Annotated in this window: 17 protein-coding genes; 13 read left to right on the top strand and 4 right to left on the bottom strand. The window is 61.6% G+C overall.

Features of this window, described 5'->3' with window-relative positions:
* Position 1: 1 nt before the first annotated feature.
* From cbiR to E8L03_RS15590, 3 genes are read left to right on the top strand one after another with little or no spacing between them, the layout of a single operon-like run.
* Entirely contained in the window at positions 2–745 is a 744-nt protein-coding gene (gene cbiR, locus E8L03_RS15600) for a cobamide remodeling phosphodiesterase CbiR (protein WP_171267847.1), read from the top strand.
* Positions 742–1,281 carry a bifunctional adenosylcobinamide kinase/adenosylcobinamide-phosphate guanylyltransferase gene (locus E8L03_RS15595; protein ID WP_167512325.1) on the top strand — a complete coding sequence of 180 codons (540 nt, stop codon included), beginning with the start codon at positions 742–744 and terminating at the stop codon, positions 1,279–1,281. Before cbiR ends, E8L03_RS15595 begins: the two co-directional genes overlap by 4 nt.
* A 22-nt stretch (positions 1,282–1,303) precedes the next feature.
* Complete coding sequence (locus tag E8L03_RS15590; RefSeq protein WP_144234003.1) at positions 1,304–2,284, top strand: DHH family phosphoesterase; 981 nt, start codon at positions 1,304–1,306, stop codon at positions 2,282–2,284.
* Between the two features lie 259 nt (positions 2,285–2,543).
* Here E8L03_RS15590 and E8L03_RS15585 read toward each other — a convergent pair whose 3' ends face one another.
* Together E8L03_RS15585 and E8L03_RS15580 are read right to left on the bottom strand one after the other, a co-directional pair.
* Positions 2,544–3,395, bottom strand: coding sequence for a glycine betaine ABC transporter substrate-binding protein (locus tag E8L03_RS15585; RefSeq protein WP_144234004.1), 852 nt, complete (start codon positions 3,393–3,395; stop codon positions 2,544–2,546).
* Positions 3,396–3,461: 66 nt separating this feature from the next.
* Positions 3,462–4,301, bottom strand: a complete 840-nt coding sequence (locus E8L03_RS15580) for an ABC transporter permease (RefSeq protein WP_144234005.1) — start codon at positions 4,299–4,301, stop codon at positions 3,462–3,464.
* A 993-nt stretch (positions 4,302–5,294) separates the two neighbouring features.
* On the opposite strand from E8L03_RS15580, the gene E8L03_RS15575 reads away from it, so the two are divergent.
* The 6 genes from E8L03_RS15575 to E8L03_RS15550 all read left to right on the top strand — a co-directional run bounded on the left by E8L03_RS15575 (position 5,295) and on the right by E8L03_RS15550 (position 13,687).
* A complete protein-coding gene (locus tag E8L03_RS15575; RefSeq protein WP_171267846.1) occupies positions 5,295–6,971 on the top strand; it encodes a DNA primase family protein in 1,677 nt (558 codons plus the stop codon).
* A 342-nt stretch (positions 6,972–7,313) separates the two neighbouring features.
* Complete coding sequence (locus E8L03_RS15570; RefSeq protein ID WP_171267845.1) at positions 7,314–8,801, top strand: hypothetical protein; 1,488 nt, start codon at positions 7,314–7,316, stop codon at positions 8,799–8,801.
* The gene (locus tag E8L03_RS15565; protein WP_171267844.1) at positions 8,802–9,644 is read left to right on the top strand and encodes a hypothetical protein; all 843 of its coding nucleotides are present in this window, start codon (positions 8,802–8,804) and stop codon (positions 9,642–9,644) included. It begins immediately after the preceding gene.
* A complete protein-coding gene (locus E8L03_RS15560) occupies positions 9,641–11,533 on the top strand; it encodes a terminase gpA endonuclease subunit (protein WP_171267843.1) in 1,893 nt (630 codons plus the stop codon). The genes E8L03_RS15565 and E8L03_RS15560 overlap by 4 nt, the downstream gene beginning before the upstream one ends.
* Positions 11,534–11,907: 374 nt before the next feature.
* Positions 11,908–12,378 (top strand): LexA family protein, encoded by a 471-nt coding sequence (locus E8L03_RS15555; RefSeq protein ID WP_171267842.1) that lies wholly within the window; start codon positions 11,908–11,910, stop codon positions 12,376–12,378.
* 10 nt (positions 12,379–12,388) lie between these two features.
* Positions 12,389–13,687 (top strand): Y-family DNA polymerase, encoded by a 1,299-nt coding sequence (locus tag E8L03_RS15550; protein WP_171267841.1) that lies wholly within the window; start codon positions 12,389–12,391, stop codon positions 13,685–13,687.
* A 117-nt stretch (positions 13,688–13,804) separates the two neighbouring features.
* Here the strand turns inward: E8L03_RS15550 and E8L03_RS15545 are convergent, their stop codons facing one another.
* A complete protein-coding gene (locus E8L03_RS15545; protein WP_171267840.1) occupies positions 13,805–14,155 on the bottom strand; it encodes a helix-turn-helix domain-containing protein in 351 nt (116 codons plus the stop codon).
* A complete protein-coding gene (locus E8L03_RS15540; RefSeq protein ID WP_171267839.1) occupies positions 14,136–14,393 on the bottom strand; it encodes a type II toxin-antitoxin system RelE family toxin in 258 nt (85 codons plus the stop codon). Before E8L03_RS15540 ends, E8L03_RS15545 begins: the two co-directional genes overlap by 20 nt.
* Positions 14,394–14,742: 349 nt before the next feature.
* On the opposite strand from E8L03_RS15540, the gene E8L03_RS15535 reads away from it, so the two are divergent.
* From E8L03_RS15535 to E8L03_RS15520, 4 genes are read left to right on the top strand one after another with little or no spacing between them, the layout of a single operon-like run.
* Positions 14,743–14,961 carry a hypothetical protein gene (locus E8L03_RS15535; protein WP_171267838.1) on the top strand — a complete coding sequence of 73 codons (219 nt, stop codon included), beginning with the start codon at positions 14,743–14,745 and terminating at the stop codon, positions 14,959–14,961.
* Positions 14,958–16,463 (top strand): phage portal protein, encoded by a 1,506-nt coding sequence (locus E8L03_RS15530; RefSeq protein WP_171267837.1) that lies wholly within the window; start codon positions 14,958–14,960, stop codon positions 16,461–16,463. The genes E8L03_RS15535 and E8L03_RS15530 overlap by 4 nt, the downstream gene beginning before the upstream one ends.
* The gene (gene sppA, locus E8L03_RS15525; RefSeq protein ID WP_171267836.1) at positions 16,450–17,829 is read left to right on the top strand and encodes a signal peptide peptidase SppA; all 1,380 of its coding nucleotides are present in this window, start codon (positions 16,450–16,452) and stop codon (positions 17,827–17,829) included. Before E8L03_RS15530 ends, sppA begins: the two co-directional genes overlap by 14 nt.
* Positions 17,829–18,218 carry a hypothetical protein gene (locus E8L03_RS15520; protein ID WP_171267835.1) on the top strand — a complete coding sequence of 130 codons (390 nt, stop codon included), beginning with the start codon at positions 17,829–17,831 and terminating at the stop codon, positions 18,216–18,218. Before sppA ends, E8L03_RS15520 begins: the two co-directional genes overlap by 1 nt.

Genomic DNA, 18,218 nt, shown 5'->3' with positions numbered 1-18,218 from the left:
CATGCGCTCCGACGTCCCCCCGGAGCCTGGCGCGCCGTGCATCGCCGCCCCGTCCTTCGTCATTCCCGGCACCGTGCCCGAAAACTGCGCCTTCCTGGAACCGCTGGTGGACGAGGTGGCCCTGTGCTTCTTCGAAACCGCGGCCTGCCTGGAGTACGGCGAGGCGGACATGCCGGCCTATCTGGCAAACCACGCCCTCTCCTACCACGTGCACCTGCCACTCGACCTGCCGGAAACGCCGGCCGGGTTGCATTCCGTACTGCCCGACCTGGTGCGCAAGGCGCTGTACCTTGCGCCGCGGTTCTGGGTCCTCCATCCGCCAAAGACGCCGGCGCTGCTGGAGGCGGCCGTGGCCGCCCTGGCCGAGGCGGGTATCGCCCCCCGCGACATCCTGCTGGAAAACGTGGGGGAACCGCCGATTGCACCACTGCTTTCCCTGGCGTACGATCTGGATATGGGATTTTGTCTGGACACCGGCCATCTTCTGCGGCTGGGCGAACGCGAGCTGCTGAAGGAGCCCTTGCTGCTGGAGCGGACGCGGTGCATCCACGCCTGTGCGCCAGACCCGGCCGGCTCGGGCCGTCATTACCCGCTGGACACGCTGGACCACGCCGGGCTTGGCCTGCTGGACTCGCTGCTCGCTGGGGCCGGCGGCCTGGAGACCGTCGTGCTGGAGCTCTTCGAGCGCCGCGGCTTCGAGCGCTCCCTGGCTTTCTGGAACCGGCGGTACGGAGCGGCCTCGTGATCTCCCTGTTCATCGGCGGTGAAAAGTCCGGCAAGTCCGACCTGGCCCTGGAGCGCTTCCTGGAGCTGGAGCCGCCGCGCGCCCTGGTGGTCACGGGCAAGGCGCAGGACTTCTCCTTCCGCAGGCGCATCGAGAAGCACCGGATGGACCCCCGGCGGTCCGGCTCGCAGATGATCGTATCCGAGGCCGGCCTGAACATGCCCTCGTTGCTGACGCAGCATGCCGAGCGCGGCGTTCCGTCCGTGCTGGTGGACAGCCTGGACTTCTGGGTCTTCGCCGTGCTGGAGGACGGGGGAGAAGAGGACTTCGAACAGCGGCTGGACGAGCTCGCCACGGCGCTTGCACCGTATGCCAAGACCGGCCGGCCCGACGCCGTGCTGGTTACGTGCGAGGTCGGGCTCGGTCCCATTGCGGCGACATCGGCCGTACGGCGCTTTGTGCGCTGCCTGGGAGAATGCAACCGACGCCTGGCCGCCATGGCCGACGAGGCCGTTTTCTGCACCGCCGGCCTTCCCATGCGCCTGAAAACGCTTTAGTGTTACGTTGCCGGAGAACTCCATGTCCTACTTCAGAAAACTCGACTCCCAACTCGCCAAGATGCTCGCGCTCTTCGAGCGCGACAAGAAGTGGTTGATCCTGATCAACGCCGATCCGGACGCTTTGGGCTCGGCCATGGCGCTCAAACGGATCATGAGCTACCGCGTGGCCGACGTGGGCATCGCCCACGTCAACGAGGTGACTCGGCCCGACAACCTCTCCATGATCCGCTACCTGAACATCCCCACCCAGCGGCTCACCCCGGCCATCGCCGAGAGCTACGACCGCTACGCCATGGTGGACTCCCAGCCGCACCACCATGTGGATTTCAAGCAGTTCCACTTCTCCATAGTGCTGGACCACCACCCGCTGGTGGAAGACAAGCCCGTGGAGGCGGAGTACAAGGAGATCAAACCGGAGTACGGCTCCTGCTCCACTCTGCTCACCGAGTATCTGCACAACCTGAACATCCGGCCCGGCAAGCTGTTGGCCACGGCGCTCATGTACGGCATCAAGTCCGACACCTCCAGCTTCGAGCGCAACTTCTGCGACGTGGATGTGAAGGCGTTCCGCTATCTATCCAAGCACGCGGACCACAACCTGATCCGCAAGATCGTGCGCAGCGAGTTCCGGCTGGAGTGGCTGCACTACTTCTCCCAGGCGTTCGCCAAGCTGCGTATCCAGAAGAACGGCGCACACATCTACCTGGGCGAGGTGGACAACCCGGACATCCTCGTCATCCTCGCGGACTTTTTCCTGCGCATCCACGAGATCGTCTGGGCCACAGTGGCCGGCGTATTCGGCGACACGCTCATCGTCATCTTCCGCAGCGACGGCGTCTCCCGCGAGGTGCGCGAGCTGGGCAAGAAGGCGGACCAGCTCTTCGGCGATGTGGGCTCGGCCGGCGGCCACGCCACCATGGCCCGCGCCGAGGTGAAGCTGGACGACATTCCAGACGACGACCCCGAGGCGTTTACCCTCTCCAGGCTTGGCCTCTCCTAACAGGCCGCTGTAACTCCCGTGTTGGCTGCGTTGCTTCAGAAAGCTCCAGCCTTCACGTATTTCCGTATACGCTACCGGCCTTGGACTCTTCTTGCGCCGTGCCACCGCGATTTTTGAACAGCCTGCCGGAAAAAAGTCTTTTCCGACAGAGTGCTGCATCGTGATGCCGCTTACTCCACAGAAAAACGCCCGAAGGCGGCTGCCTCCGGGCGTTCATTTGGTGCTGTCGCGCCTGAGCTCAGGCGACTGAATCGACTGGCTACTGGAGCCAGGAGTTCACCAGGTCCGGGTTCTCGTCGATGAACTTCCTGGCAGCCTTTTCGGGCTCCATGCCATCGCGAATCCAGACCATGACCTTGGCCATGTCGTCCGGACCCCAGTTGAACTTGTCCAGGAAGGCGTAGACCTTGGGCATGTCTTCCTGGAGGCCTTTGCGGACCAGGGTGAGGATCGTGCCGTCTTCGGCCTTGCCGTAGATGTTCTTGGGATCCTTAAGGTACTTGAGGTCCCAGGTGCCCCACATCCAGTGCGGGGTCCAGCCGGTGACCACGACCCACTCCTCGTTGCGCATGGCGTCGGCCAGGGAGGCGGTCATCATGGCGCCGGTGGAGTCGATGAGGTCCAGATCCTTCAGGCCGTACTCTTTCATGACCTTTTCGGTCTGCTGCATGATGCCCGCGCCGGGATCGATGCCGATGATTTCATTATCAAACTTGTCGGCGTTTTCTTCGAGCTGGTCGATGGAATCGATGGTCACGTAGGCGGGCACCACCAGGCCGGACTGCACGCCGACCATGTTCGGGCCCAGGTCCACAACATCGGCCTGGACGGCTTCGAGGTTGGCGGCCTGCAGGGGCTGCCAGGAGGCGACCATGCCGTCAACATCGCCGGCAGCCACGGCTGCGTACATGGGACCGACAGACACGGGGATGATCTCAACTTCCGCGCCGAGCTTGTCTTCGAGGACTGCCTTGACCACGTTGGTGGAAGCAACCTCGGAGGACCATTCCACATAGGCCAGCTCGACCTTCTGCGCCCAGGCGAAGGACACGGTGAGCAGGGTCATGAGCGACGCCGCCAAGAGAATCTTGGCATAATGGGTGAGTTTCATTTTCTTTTTTCTCCTTGTCTTTGGCTCTATTGCAGCGTGTGCCGGCTTGGGCCGACGCCGTTGAATTTACGCTTTTGTCCGCTGGCCCATCTTCTGGAGCACGCGGTCGAGTATGATCGCGACGATGACGATGCCGATGCCCGCCTCGAAGCCGTCGCCCATGCGCATGCGCTGAATGGCCTTCCAGACCTCGCCACCCAGGCCGCGGGCGCCGATCATGGCGGCGATGACGACCATGGAGAGGGCGAGCATGACGGTCTGGTTCACGCCGGCCATGATGGTGGGCGTGGCCAGCGGCATCTCAAGCTTGACCAGGCGTTGCCAGCGGTTGGAACCGAAGGCCTCGGCGCACTCCACGAGCTCCTTGGGCACCTGCTTGATGCCCAGGGCGGTGAGCCGGATGGCCGGGGGCATGGCGAAGACCACGGTGGAGAAGATGGCCGCCACCTTGCCCAGGCCGAAGAAGGGGATGGCCGGGATGAGATAGACGAAGGCCGGCATGGTCTGCATGACGTCCAGGATGGGCATGACGATGCGGTTGACCACGTTGCTGACCGCCGCGGAGATGCCCAGGGGCACACCGATGAGGATGGCGACAAATGTGGAGATAAGCACCAGGGCGATGGTGGAAACAGTGGCTTCCCAGAGCTCGATGTTCCAGATGAGCAGCAATCCCAGGGCAGTGAATATAGTAATGCCGCGGTTCTTCTTGGAAAGATAGAAGGCGATGGCCGTGATGATGAGGATCAAAGCCCACGGCGGCAGAGTGAGCAACCCGTCCTCGATGAACTCGAGCATGTGCTCGATGATCGCGGAAAAAGCCTTGGTGACGCCGGCGAGATGATCGACAAGGAAGTTGATGAAGGCCTCGATGATCTCACCGAGTGGTATACTGGGAATGTCCATGCTGTTCGTCTCCTGAGAGTAGTCGCCCGCCGTCCGCCGGAATAATGGTTATGCACCGATGGCGTCTTGCTTTGTCTGTTCGTTGGTTTTCTTCGGACGGGGCTCTGGACAGGCTGTTGGCACCTGTCCCGGAAGTGTTTCAAAAGAATGCTTCGTGCATATTGCAAATAAAAACATGAAAACGAGAGGCTCGTGCATGCTCTTGGCATGGCTCCGCCAAGTTGCTTCGTGCAGTTTTTATTGTTACATTCATCAACAACAGTGTATATATACGATCATGCCAGCATTGTGACATGACACGTTGCAATGATGCACAAACAGACACAAGTGCACATGAGATAAGAAAATATCTTATACACGGGCTCGTGCACCATGTCAAATCAGGCCCGGAATTCTACATCTTGCGCAGTTCCGTCCGCATGCTTACTCAGAATGCCAGTTTTCCGGTGCTATCTGAAGCGTTTTCCATAATATGCCCGAGCCGACCGGTTGACCCGACTCGAATGCGAAGGCAGCTATTCACTGCCCAGCTTTTGGAATTCTCGTCATTTATTATATCAAAAATAATAGATGTTTGTTGGATCTTACCTCATAAACGCCTCTTTCTTTTTGCCCCCTATTTGCCCCCATCCAGCAGCCTGGCTGCATTCTCGCCTCAAGTTCTTGCCCCCCTTCTGCCTCTGGCGCGACGTCCTCGGATGCGCTTCCGGGCCTTCCTGCTTTGCCGGCCTACGGTCCTGACCGCAGCCGCGCCAGCGGCTGCATCCGCAATGAGGGTCGCCCCTCGTCTTTCCCCCACACCCCCTCCCAAGAAAAAGCTGGGAAAAGGTCTAACGTCGACAACCGTTTCGAGGCTGGACGCTCGGGTCCTCCCAGGGCCTTCCGGCTCACGGGTACTATCGAGCGCGATTCTTGCGCGAGGTCTGACGTTTAATAATTTTACAACTTTACAATTCTTGCAGCGGCCGGCGCGAGATGCGCAAGAGGTCGGCCATGGACGTTAGGCAAGAGGTGGAACAGGCCGTCGCGGAAGAGCGGGCGGCGCATCAAAAGCCGCCCGGCCAAGCGGAGCAGCCCACTGGCCAGGAATCCCAGCCCAGGGACAAAGCCTATTACGACCTGCTGCGCAAGGACTTTGACGACAACCACATGGGGGACGCCCGCCGTTTCTCGGAACGGTTCGACGGGAAGCTGGCCTACGACAATATCCAGGGCCGGTGGTTCATGTACAACCGGACGCACTGGAAGCAGGACCGCGGGCATGTGCACAAGCACAAGGTGACCGAGGTCGCCGACGACTACAAAGCGCTGGCGTTTCGGATGGTCCAGAAGATCAAGGAGGAGAAGGCAAAGCCCGAATTCCAGGCCTTGCCCAAAGGTGAGCAGAAAGACCACCTCCGGCCGTTGCTGACCAATCAGAGGGCCTACGAGTCGCGAGCGAAGGAGCTCAAAGACCCCACCCGGATAAACAAGGTGTTGGACCTGGCCAGCGTGGCTACGCCTGGCTACCTGGGAGTCATCGGCAAGGAGTGGAACGAGGATCCGCACCTCTTTGCATGCGGCAACAAGGTTCTGGACCTGAGGTCAGGCAAGGCCCTGGAACCGGATCCGAAGTTCTACATCAACCGCGCCTCAACAATCGAATGGGCCGGTTTCCAGGCCGATAGCCCCCTCTGGGACAGCTTCCTTGGCCAGGTCTTCAACGCGGACCAGGAGCTGATCGACTACATCCAGAAGTGCGTCGGCTACTGGATGACCGGGTTGATGACGCACCAGGAATTCTACTGCCTTTGGGGTCCCCAGGGCAGAAATGGAAAGGGCGTTTTCTTCCGCACGCTGCGCATGGTCATGGGCAGCTACTTCCAGATGATCCCGAGCAAGTACCTTCTCGACGAGAAGAGTCTCCAGAACACGGACAAGCCGGACCAGCACCTGGTCACACTCGAGCACACCAGACTCGCCTGCGCTTCGGAGGCGCCCAAGAGAGCCAAGTTTTCTGAAGGCGCAATAAAGCAGCTCTCTGGCGGCGATCCCATCACCTGCCGCGGGATGTATTCGCTGGATGTGACCGAATACATTCCGAAGTTCAAGATCCTGTTCGCGACCAACCGCGTCCCGTCCGTGAACGGTGATGACAAAGCCTTCCAGGAACGTCTCCGAATCATCAAATTTCCGTGCACCTTCAAGCATGGAGTCGAACCGGATCCGGAAGCGAAGATCTATCCGATGGATCCGCTGCTCGAGCAGAAGCTCCACACCACGGAGAACCTCCAGGGGATCCTGGCCTGGGCAGTGCGCGGGGCGGTCGAGTTCCTTGCGTCCGGAACGCTCACCCCGCCGGAGTCCGTGTTTTCCGACACCAAGTCCTTCATGGAGGACAACGACTTCATAGGCGAGTTCATCCGGGACTGCCTCGTTGTCCATCCAGACGCACCGTCAACGAACACCCCGAAAGACCAGAAGACCCAGATGAAGCACATCTATGAGGTCTTCCGGACGTGGTCCATGGAAGAGAAGGCCGTGCCCGAAAAGAAGGTCTGGTCCATGCGGGCGCTGGGCAGCGACTTCGGGAACAGGACAGACATCCACCGGGCAAGTCCGGCGAACCTGGTTTTCTACAACATCACCATCAAGCCGGCGTGGCGGAAGCCGGACAACCCGCCGCTCTGATGCTCTCTCGAAGGTCTCGGAATCTCTCGAAACGAATGTCTAGGGATACAATGCCATGAATATACAGAGTATTTTCCTTCTCTTCTTTACCTTCTTACCCCCTTACCCCTTTCCTCTAGAAAGTAGAGAGAGAGAAGAGAAAAAAGAGAATAGAGGGGTAAAAAGTAATTTTTACATAGGGGGGGAGTTTGGGCTTGGATTGGGTAAGTCTCTAAGATTGGCGTCTTTCAATAGCTATATCAGTTGGTTACTCAAAAAAGATTGTCTCAGGGATTCTCGGCCCCTTAGCCTTTTCGCCTGCGGCATGTCCCGGAATGGCCTGCAGGCAGAGGGGGGCGGGGAATGAGCATCGCCCTCGATCGGCTGGAAGCAGATGACAGGCGCATCATTGCCGAAAGCCTGCTGACCAATCCTAAGCCGGCCAAGTCCGGAGAGCTGACATCCCACTGCCCGTTCCATGTGGAAGGAACGCCGGGCGGCGCGTTTTTCTACAGCTACGAGAAGGACCTAGCCCACTGCCACAGCTGCGGCCAGAACGCCGACCTGGTCGGGATCTACAACGCCGTCAACGGCCGGGGCGTGGATGACTCGGATGGGTGTCGCGAGTTCGTGAAGCGGTACTGCCCGGACTCCGGCGGGCGCAGGCCGATCCGCCACAACAACCGTCCGCGGCAACCAGAAGGGTGGACCCCGTCATCTGTCGGCATGCCTCCCGAGCTTTGGCGGCAGAAAGCCTCCGACTTCATGCAGCATTCGGTCGAGCGTCTGCAGCAGAACACAGAGCAGCTTGCCGAACTGGCCCGTTGCGGCATCAGCGCCAAGGTCGCTGAGCTTTGCAGGTTCGGCTGGAACGAAAAGGACAAGTGGCCGCCTGTCACCGCCTGGGGGCTGCCCCACGAAGAGAATGAGCGCGGCAAGGAAAAGAAGATCTGGCTTCCCGAAGGCCTGGTCATGCCGGTGTTCCGCGACAACCAGGTGGTGAAGCTCAAGGTCCGCCGGCCGAATCCGCTGACGCCCTGGGGTGAAGAGCGGAAATATTGGGAAGTGAAAGGCGGGGCCAACGGTCTGTTCCATGTGTACGGCCGCCCGACAAGCCGGATCTGGATCCTGGTGGAAACGGAGCGCGACGCCGCCATGCTGTGGGCCATTTGCCACCGGATGGGCGTCGGCGCCATCGGCACGGGCGGAGCTGCAAAGCAGCCGTGCGACTTCGTCACGATCATCCTTCGCCGCGCAAAGGTCATCCTGAACGCCCTGGACTACGATTCCGCCGGCGCAGCCAACACCTACACGTTTTGGGAAGAGGAGTTCCCGAACAGCATCCGCTACCCCGCGCCGCCGTCCATGGGGAAGGACGTGGGGGACGCGTACCGTAATGGGCTGGATGTCCGCAGATGGGTCTGGGAAGGCCTGCCTGGGTACGCTCAGCGATTTTTGAAGCAGAACGCTACCCGGCCCCAGCAAGACGCCCCAAGCGCCCCTCAGAAGCAGGAACCGGAGCCGCAGGTCAGCACCACCGCGCCAACGCTGGAGCAGGTGCTGGAAAAGATGGAGCCCTGGCCGCTTTGGAAGCAGGATCTGTCGGACTTCTACCAGGATTTCAAGGCTACCGATTTCCGCATTTTCAAATGCCCTCGAGATGGTGAGCTGTGGATGGGGATTACCGGGAACGATTGGAAGGCGCTTAATGCGGATACGCCGCGCAGAGAAAAGCTCGGCGCGCTTCGACACAGGCTGAGCCAGCGCAAGGAGCTGGACCCGGAGCTCGGGCTCAATTCACTCGCCAAAATCATCAACCACTATTTCGGCGAATACTTGGAGGTGCGCTGAATGAACAAAGAAAACGTCTGGTTCAAGAACGCCGCACAGATCCATCGCTACCTCACGTGCGAGGTGGGTGATGAATATATCTACGGGGACAGGGAGGTTGCCACGAAAGAGCACGGCCTCGTTTTCCGGGTGGCGCAGAAGACTGTCTACAACCACATCGACGCGGCCCTGCTCAAGTCCCGCCGCGGCGCCGGCGGCTTCGCGAAGCGGACCGTCGACCAGTACGCCAAGCGGGAGCTGGGGGACAAGGTGCAGGTGGGGAGCAAGGGGGAACTGCCGGAGCCCGAAGAAAGCGAGGGGGAGACCGAGCTGGCCAGGTCTCGCAGGACCATGGCCGACGCCGAAGTCAAAGAGGTCGATGCGCAGCTGAAGCGGATCAAGCTCCAGGAAAAGCTCGGTGAAATCATCCCCCTGCACCAGGTGGAACGCGAGCTCGGAGAACGCCAGCAGGCATGGAAGCTCTACATGACGTCGTTCATGCGCGACCACAAGTCCGAGATCATTTCCGCGGTTGGCGGGGATCTGGACGTCGCGAAGGAGATAATCGCCCTGGTCGGAGGCGACGAGGACAAGGCCGAAGCGCTGTCCGGATGGATGTTCGCCCGGTCTCCTGTTCTGCTGGATCTCTTCCGCAAGCGCATCATCGATGGGCTGAACACCTTCGCCATGGGCGAATGGTTCACCGATGACCTGCAGGAGGCGTGGGAAAAGTGGGACGCCGCACGAAAGGAAAAGGCGGCAGACACCATGGCTCAGCTGCTCGAACTGGTCGACGGAGATCCGGATCAAGCCAGCGTGGCCATGTCCCGCTTTGAGGTCTGCCCGAAAGGGGATGCGGTATGATTTCAGCTCCGCCTATCTCGTTGTACCCTGGAGAGATCCAGGTCCTTCAGTCCCGCCCCTGGAAGTCCACGGCGGATTTCGCTTCGGATGACTTCGTGCTGGTGACAGGCCCCTACGCCGGCCAAACGTACAGGCATGACCTCTACCCGTACGGCCGCTGGATAATGGACCTCTGGGACATGCCTTCCGTGCGGACCGTCCTTATCGCGGCGCCCTCACAGACGGGCAAAACCACCATCGCATACGCCTGCCTCTGCTCGGAGATCAGCCGCAACCCTTCGTCAGCAGGCATCGGCATGCCCGACCAGGGCACCATGGAGCGTATCTTTGACGAAAAGCTCGGCCCGCACTTCAGGCGAAGCAGAGCGCTGAAGGAGCTGCTGTCCACCGACAGGCAGAGCGCCCTGCAGAAGGGCAAGATCCTGACCAAGTTCGGCGCGGTCTACGGCATGTATGCGGGGTCCGACGCCTCGGCTTCGTCCGTGACGCTTCGCCTGCTGGGCGTCGATGAGGAGGACGCATACCTCGACCGCCAGGCCGTGCACCGCATGCTCGAGCGGACGATGTCCTACGAGGATGAAGCAAAGACACTCCGGTTTTCCAAGGTGCGCGGGAACGAACGGCAGTCCACTATCTGGCGCGACATGAAAGCGGAAGCCCAGGTCATCTACCAGATCAGGGCGGCGTGTCCGAACTGCGGCCAGTTGCAGATCATGGACTTCAAGCGGATCAAGGTTCCCGGCAAGATGCGCGACCCCAAGCAGATCCTGCAGCAGCGCGCGGCCTACTACGAGTGCGAGGGCTGCGCCATGCGATGGAACGACCACCACCGGAACCTGGCAGTCCAGCGCGGCGATCTGTACGCGGAACACGAAGTGCCCAACCCCACGGCCGTGGGCGTGATTATCCCTTCCTGGTACAGCCGCACGGTTTCACTCAGCAAGGTGATGGCCGATTGGTTCACGGCGCTGGAGCGCGGGACCCCGGCGGACATGCAGGCTTTCGACAACTCGCACCCCTCCAGGCCCTACCAGGTGGTGACGTTCGACACGCCGGAAGATCAGGTCAAAAAGATGATCCTGCACGACCGGCCGCCGCGCATCGTGCCGGCCGAAGCCGTCGCGCTGACCATGGGGGTGGATAGCCAGAAGTCCAGCTACTTCTTTGTGGTCCGCGCCTGGGCTCGCTCCGGAGAATCCTGGTTGATCGACTATGGCGAGCTGCCGAACAAGGACGCCCTGGACACGCAGCGCATCAGAACGGCCTACCCGGTGGAAGGACGCGACGACGTGCTCATGCCCATTTGGCGCACCGCCATCGACTTCGGCGGCACGCGGGATGAATCGCACATGGAGGGGTGGTCCAGGTCGGAAGAGGTCAAGCTGATGGTCCTTGAGGCGGACGACGAAAGCTTCTTCGCGGTCAAAGGCGCATCGCGCAAGCAGGACGTCGTGGTGCGGCGGTCCGAAACCGGCGTCCATCGCGATGTGCCGAAAGAGTATCAGCAGAACATCACGATCTACACGCTGGACACGGTCGATCTGAAGGACCTGATCTTCCTGGTTCGTCTGCGGCCGGACTCGCTCCAGCCCATGTGGCTGCACAGGGACGTCGGTGACGACTACCTACGGCAGCTCAATTCGGAGAAGCGCGAGGTGGACGGCAAGGGCAATGCATCCTGGGTGCAGAAGAAAGCCGCGAACCATCTGCTGGACTGCGAGGTGTACGCCGCGGCCTGCGCCCATCCTGACTGGACGCCGGCCCTGCAACTGCTGGCCGAACCTCAGTACCGCAGCGCAACTCCCCAACGCCAGGTAGAGCCGGAGCCGGCCGTTTCCAGGTCGCCTCTGGCTGGCCGCGTGATCAACCCCAATTTCCGGAGGTTCTGATGTACGACTCACTTCGTTCAATCCCCAAGGAAGACCTCCGCAAACTGGTTGAGGAGATCCAGAGCACGCCAGGCGTCGATTACAGCGGCCGGCATGGGGGAGTCTGCCCACTTTGCGGCGCGAGGCGCTGCAGAGTGACGGTAACATGTTCCTGGATAGGCCCTTGCCGCGAACGGTTCCACCGCTGCGGGACGTGTGGCTTGCGCTTCAAGAGCGTGGAGATGGACCATGCAGGGGAGGGGTAGGCCCCATTCAGTTCCTAACGTTGTCGTGCGAGCTTGACGTCTGTTTATGTTTTACAACATAATGTTGCACAGCATAAACAGACGGGCACACTCATGCCCGCAGAACCGAGTAACATCAAGGGCTTGTACATGCCGCACTCAGTCAACAGCCATATGCGCTTCGGAATTTCCGCCGGAGCGGGTCTTCGCCTTTTTACCTTCAACCCTGGCTCGGAACAGGAATTTCCGTTCTACCTCTCCGCCGTACCTGCCGGCTTTCCCTCGCCTGCCGAAGACTATGTGGAGGGAACTCTTGACCTCAACGAGTACTTGGTGCGCCATCCTGCAGCCACCTTCTTCGTGCGCGTAGTTGGCGATTCTATGCGCGACGCCGGCATCGAATCCGGCGATCTTCTTGTGGTGGATCGTGCCCTGAACCCGGTGTCAGGCCGCATCGTGGTGGCCGCCGTGGGCGGCGAGCTCACCGTCAAGCGCCTCGTGGAACAGGGCGGTTCGTTACTGCTCATGCCGGCCAATCCAGCATACACGCCCTTGGACGTGACCGAGGATGATTCGTTCGCGGCCTGGGGCGTGGTCACGGCCGTTGTCCGCACGCTGTAGGGGATATCCCATGACGCCATTGCTGCCCCGCCGTTCGCCGCCATACTTCGCCATGGTAGACTGCAATAATTTCTACGTCTCATGTGAGCGTGTCTGCGATCCCTCGCTATGGGGCGTGCCCGTGGTGGTGCTCTCCAACAACGACGGCTGCGTCATCGCTCGATCCAACGAGGCCAAGGCGTTAGGCATCGCCATGGGCGAGCCGGCTTTCAAGCGCGAGGCCTACTTTCGCGCCAATGGCGTGCGCGTGCTCTCATCCAATTATGCCCTGTACGGCGATCTCTCCCGCCGGGTTGTGGAGGTCTTGACCATGTTCAGCCCGGATCTGGAAATATACTCCATTGACGAGGCGTTCCTGCGTATTGACGGCCTGCCGATCCGGGACACGCACGCGTTCGCCCGCACCATCCGCGAGACCGTGACCCGCTGGACCGGGATCCCCGTGTCCGTGGGCATGGCTGAGACCAAGACCCTGGCCAAGATCGCCAACCGGAAGGCTAAGAAGGCCCAGGAATGCGACGGTGTGTACGTCTTACCTCCACCAGGTGCCGAGCGCGATGCTTTGCTAGAAGCCCTGGACACGCGCGATATCTGGGGCGTGGGCCGGCGCTACGCCGCTATGCTGGCGCGCAACGGCATCCATACCGCCCGAGCCTTACGCGATGCGCCGGATCCGTTCATCCGCCGCACCATGACCCTGACTGGCCTGTCCACGGTGCTGGAGCTACGCGGCAAGTCCGTGCTCGACCTGGAAGACGTGCCGCCAAGCAAAAAGGCGATTGGCTCCTCGCGTTCCTTCGGCCGGCCCGTGACGCGCCTGGTGGAGTTGGAAGAGGCTGCCTCGGCCTACGTTTCGCGCGCCGCCGAAAAGTTGCGCGCCCAAGGCGCCGTGGCCGGCCGGCTCACGGTCTACGTCCAGACCAACCCGCACAAGGATGAGCCGCAGTATTCCAACGGTCGGGACATGAGCCTGTCGCGGCCCACATCCCACACGCCCACCCTGGTGCGGGCGGCGCAGGAGTTGGCGCGAGGCATCTATAAAGCGGGGTATCGCTACAAAAAGGCCGGGGTCTTACTTACTGCGCTGGAACCGGCCGCCGGCCGCCAGCTTCCCCTGTTTGACGAGAACACTGCGGACGAACCACGGCAGGCCACACTCATGGACGTGTTGGACCGCACCAACGCCAAGTGGGGCCGCGGCGCGCTTCAGATCGCGGCGGCTGGGCTCGGCCGTCCGTGGCGAATGCGACAGTCGCGGCTGTCGCCTCGGTACACGACCTCATGGGATGAGCTGCCCGAGGTGAGGTAACCTGCAACCACGTTTGTTTTGCGCCCTGCTGCGACCATGAGCGTGCGCGTCGTGGTGAAGTGCCTTGGAATAATTTCCAAGGCGCGCTTCAAGTCCTAGATCCTATGCCCGGGGCTCTTAATCCTGAAGCTGTCGCCAGTGCACGCCCATGGCCCTCGCGATTTTCTTGAGGGTCGTGGGCCGGGGGCGGGCGTCCAAGGCCTCCATCTGCGCATACGCGCCGCGGGAGATCTCCATGCGCTTCGCAATCTCGGCCTGAGTCAGCCCCAGATGCTCGCGCCATGCCCGGATCAGCGAGCAGCCGGTTTCATCCTCGATAACGATAACCCCATGCGGAATGGTTACGTCTTCATCGGCCTCGGCCCCGAACCGTTCCACAAACACATCCCAGGGAATGACGGCGTACAGGGGCTCGCCGTCTGGCCCACGCAGAACCTGGTGTTCAACGTTAGTATGTTCGATCGTCACGTTTCTTTACCTCCTCGATTCTGACTATCCGGACCTCTCCGTTTTCGTGGATCGTGAACAAGACTCGGTAACGGCCCACTCGCAGCCTGTACCCCTCGCGCCCCACCAGGTTTCTGACATTGCGGCAGTCCGGCCAGTTAGCCAGCTCGCCCACGGCGTTGCGGATGGCGGTGCGCTGTGTAGCATCAATACGGCGGAACTGGCGGCGTGCTCGTTGGGTCCACTCGATCTCGTTCATGAGACTCTTGTATGTTTTTGGTATGTTTTTGTCAAGTTGAACGAATGTTTTTGCCACAACAAAGAGTGTCTGCTTTCCGACCAAAACGCACCCGAGCATATGACTAACAGATTCCCAACCTGATCCCGCCCTACCAGGCATAGCGATTGCTTATATTATGATGCGAGCCCCCTGTGCGGAGTCGATCCCGACCCTGCGCAGGGGGCTCGCGTGTAGTAGATTACTACACGTAGTAATCTACTAACCATATAATTTTGCTACGTATATGCTCTAGACTTCCCTCTTTTCGCTGGTAATTTCGACCCATCATTACCGCCGCACGAAAACGCGGCGGATGGAGTCGAAATCAATGGCCGAAGATCCCAAGCAGCTCGAAGAAGTCCTGGATTCCTCCCTCGAGAAGTCCATGCAGGCGGAAGAGTACGAGGCGTACGGACGCAAGATGAAGCGCCCCGGCGTCGACGTGCTGCTCAAGGCCCGTAACGAGCTGGCCGGAGAAGAGCGCGTCCGCCGGCAGGGCAACATCCTCGCCCGCGCTGGCAACGTCGCTGTGAGGCGCGGGGAATGAGGAAGCAGCTCGTCACCCGCCGCGCATCCCGCGCAAAGCACGCCCGCCGGCACAGCGCGTCTCTCCAGGGGGCGCTGTCCAACTGGACGAACTCGATTGTCAGCAGGCGCGAAGCCGAGCGGCAGATCGAGCGTTCCGCAGAGCGCGCCCTCGATCTCTACCACAACGACGCCATGGCGCATGGCGTGCTCGAGTCGCTCGTTGTGGAATCCGTGGGCATCGGCCTGACGCCGCAACCTGCCCCCAGGGCGGACTGGCTCGACCTTACGGCGGAGTGGGAAGCGGAGTTCCAGACGGCCACGGCTCGCTGCTGGGAAGAGTGGGGTCTTGACTGCCGCCATTGGTGCGACGCCACGCGCCGCCTGAATATTTATGGCCTGCAGGCGCTCGCCTACTTCCAGTGGAAGCTGCTGGGGGTGGGCGTCTTCCAGGTCATAGCGAAGCCCCGGCCCGGAGCCCCGTTCTCGACGTGTCTCCTTCCCATCGATCCTTTCCGGCTCGTCACCCCCTCCGACCTGGCAGAGAGTGACATCTACGACGGTGTCCAGATCGACGCGGACGGCGAGCCGGAAAAGGTCTGGATCCGCAAACCGGGCGCGTTGTCCATGCGCCCCCCCTCCTCCGACTGCGCATCGTACGACGTGTTCGACCAGAAAACCGGCCTGCCCCGGTTTCTTCTCGTCTGCGACGTCCGCAACGTTGCCGAGTACCGGCAGGATTCTCTGCTGGGGCCGATGATCGGCGAGATCCGCCACTCCAACGACCTGGCGGAAGCCGCCGTTGTGGGCGCCATGGTGCGCAACCTCTTCACCCTCTTCATCAACGACTTCGGGCAAGGGGCTGTCGATCGCAACACGCCCTGGCATCAACGGGTGATGGAGCTGGAGAAAGGGACCGTGCTGTTCGGATCCGGCAAGGAGAAGCCGACCTTCTTCCAGCCGGACGCGGCCCCCTCCCGGTACTCCGAAATGTTCGGGGCCATTATCGACCGGCTCGGCATGTCCACCGGCCGCGGCGCGGAAAACGTGCTGCGGAAGTTCCAGGCCAGCTACTCCGCAAGCAAGGCCTCCATGGAGAAGGCGGACCAGTTCAACGAGTTCGAGCACCGGGTGCTCAATGACCAGTTCAATCAGCCGGTGTGGTCCTGGATCCTCTACGAGGCGGCCCTGCGCAACCGCGTGCCGCTCAAGCCGCAGGAGTACCTGCGCAACCTCTACGCCTACAGCTGCTGCGAGCACCTGGCCCAACCCATGCGCCAGATCGATCGGGAGAAGGGGGCCAAGGCCTCCGTACTTGAGCTTGGCAGCCACACCACCAGCTACCGAGAGATATACGGCCGTATGGGCCGCAACTGGAGGTCCGGTCTGCGCCAGGTGGCCCAGGAAAAGGCGTTCATCAAGGAGCTGGAGGCCGAATTTGACGTGGACATGAGCTCCTACACGATACCCGACGCCGTGTGGAAGACGGACGAAGCGAGCGAGGAAACGAATGAAAGCGAATAGAGCACCGAGAGCCTTCTCCGCCCTTGTTGGCGAGGTGTGGGCGCTGGAGCCGAACAAGATGGAGCAGGTGGCGGACTTCGCTCAGGCCATGCTCGAGGGCCGCGCCGGCAATGGCGAGATCTTCGCGCAACTGGCCGGGGAGTCAGATGGGGCCAACCGCCCTTACGCGATCGTCGATGGCGTGGCCGTCATTCCCGTCGCCGGGGTCATCGCCCGCCGCCTGAATCTTTTTCAGGCCTTCTCCGGCGGCTGCAGCACAGAGCTTGTCGGCAAGCAGGTCCGCCAGGCGGCGAATGACGATCTGGTGCGGGCCATCGTGCTCGATATCGATTCGCCCGGCGGCGGCGTGTTCGGCCTCAACGACCTGGCCGGCACCATCGCCAGTGTGAGCGAAGCCGGCAAGCCGGTGGTGGCGCACACGTCCGAGCTGATGTGCTCCGCCGCGTACTGGATCGGATCTGCAGCGCAGGAAATGATCTGCACCGCGGACGCGCAAGTGGGATCCATCGGCGTGGCCGCCATGCACTTCGACTACTCCGAGCGCGACCGGAAAGAGGGCGTCCGCCGGACTGTTCTCTACGCCGGCCACTACAAGCGGCTGGCTTCCGACGAGAAGCCGCTCTCCGAAGAAGGGCGCGAGTATCTGCAGGAGCGCGTCGACAACTACTACTCCCTGTTTGTTGACGCCGTGGCCCGCCATCGCGGGATGTCCGTCGAGGACGTCCTCGAGAAGCTGGCCGACGGCTCGACCCATATAGGCCACGAAGCCCTTTCGCGGGGTTTCGTCCATTCCGTCGGCAACCTGGAGTTCGCCATTTCGCGAGCCCTGGAGCTGTCCGAATCACCCAATCAGGAAGAACAGGAGGAACACATGTCCACCGGAACCTCTTCCGCTGGTGACACCGACGCCCGTGGCGGCGATTCCGGTGTCCTGGATCTGTCCACCGTGACCGCCGCACAGCTTTCCGCGGCAAACCCGGAGCTCGCTGCCGAGCTGCAGGCCCGCGGCGCGTCCGCAGAGCGCGCCCGCGTGGTGGAGTTGCTCGGGGCGCAGGCCGGAGCGGAAACGACCCTCGAGGCGGTCCAGTCCGGCGCAGACCCCAAGGAGTTCTACAAGGCCGCTCTGGCCGCCGAACGCAAGGGGCAGACCGAGGCCCTGGCGGAGTTCGAGAAAACCATGTCCGAGTCCGCCGGCCAGGACGGGAAGGATCTGTCCGCCTCGGAGGCTGACGGCTTCGAAGGCCTTGTCGCGGCCCACATGGACGCGGCGAAGTGCAGCAAGGGCGAGGCGCTCATCGCCGTAGCCCGCCGTCACCCCAACGCCCACGCGGCCTGGCTCGCCGGCAAGAACGGAGGTGCTGAGTAATGAGCTACAACGATTACGGAATCGGATCACATCCCGCTGCGCAAGACATGGTTGATGGGCGGCGCGTTGAAATCAACGCCAATGACCAGGTTGTCTACGCCCCCGCTACTCGGCTCGGTGTCGGCGTTACCCGCGTTCCCCAGAAGAGCGGCGAAGACATCGGCGTGGCCTACTGGAACAAGCCCGGAACGCAACACATCGAAGCGAAGGGCGCCGTCGAAATCGCGGCCGAAGTCTTCGCCGCGGCCAATGGCACCGTGTCGGCTCTGCCGGCGGCCGCCGGAGACTACATCAAGGTCGGCGTCGCTTTGGAAGCATCCGCTGAAGACGGGGACGTGATCGAGGTCCTTCCCGTTGAAAGCGGCAAGATCGTCAACGTCGCCGCCTAA

Source organism: Oceanidesulfovibrio marinus, assembly GCF_013085545.1.
GTDB lineage: Bacteria > Desulfobacterota > Desulfovibrionia > Desulfovibrionales > Desulfovibrionaceae > Oceanidesulfovibrio > Oceanidesulfovibrio marinus.
The sequence above is the reverse complement of the archived record's forward strand: the minus strand, read 5'-3'. Positions and strand labels throughout refer to the sequence as shown.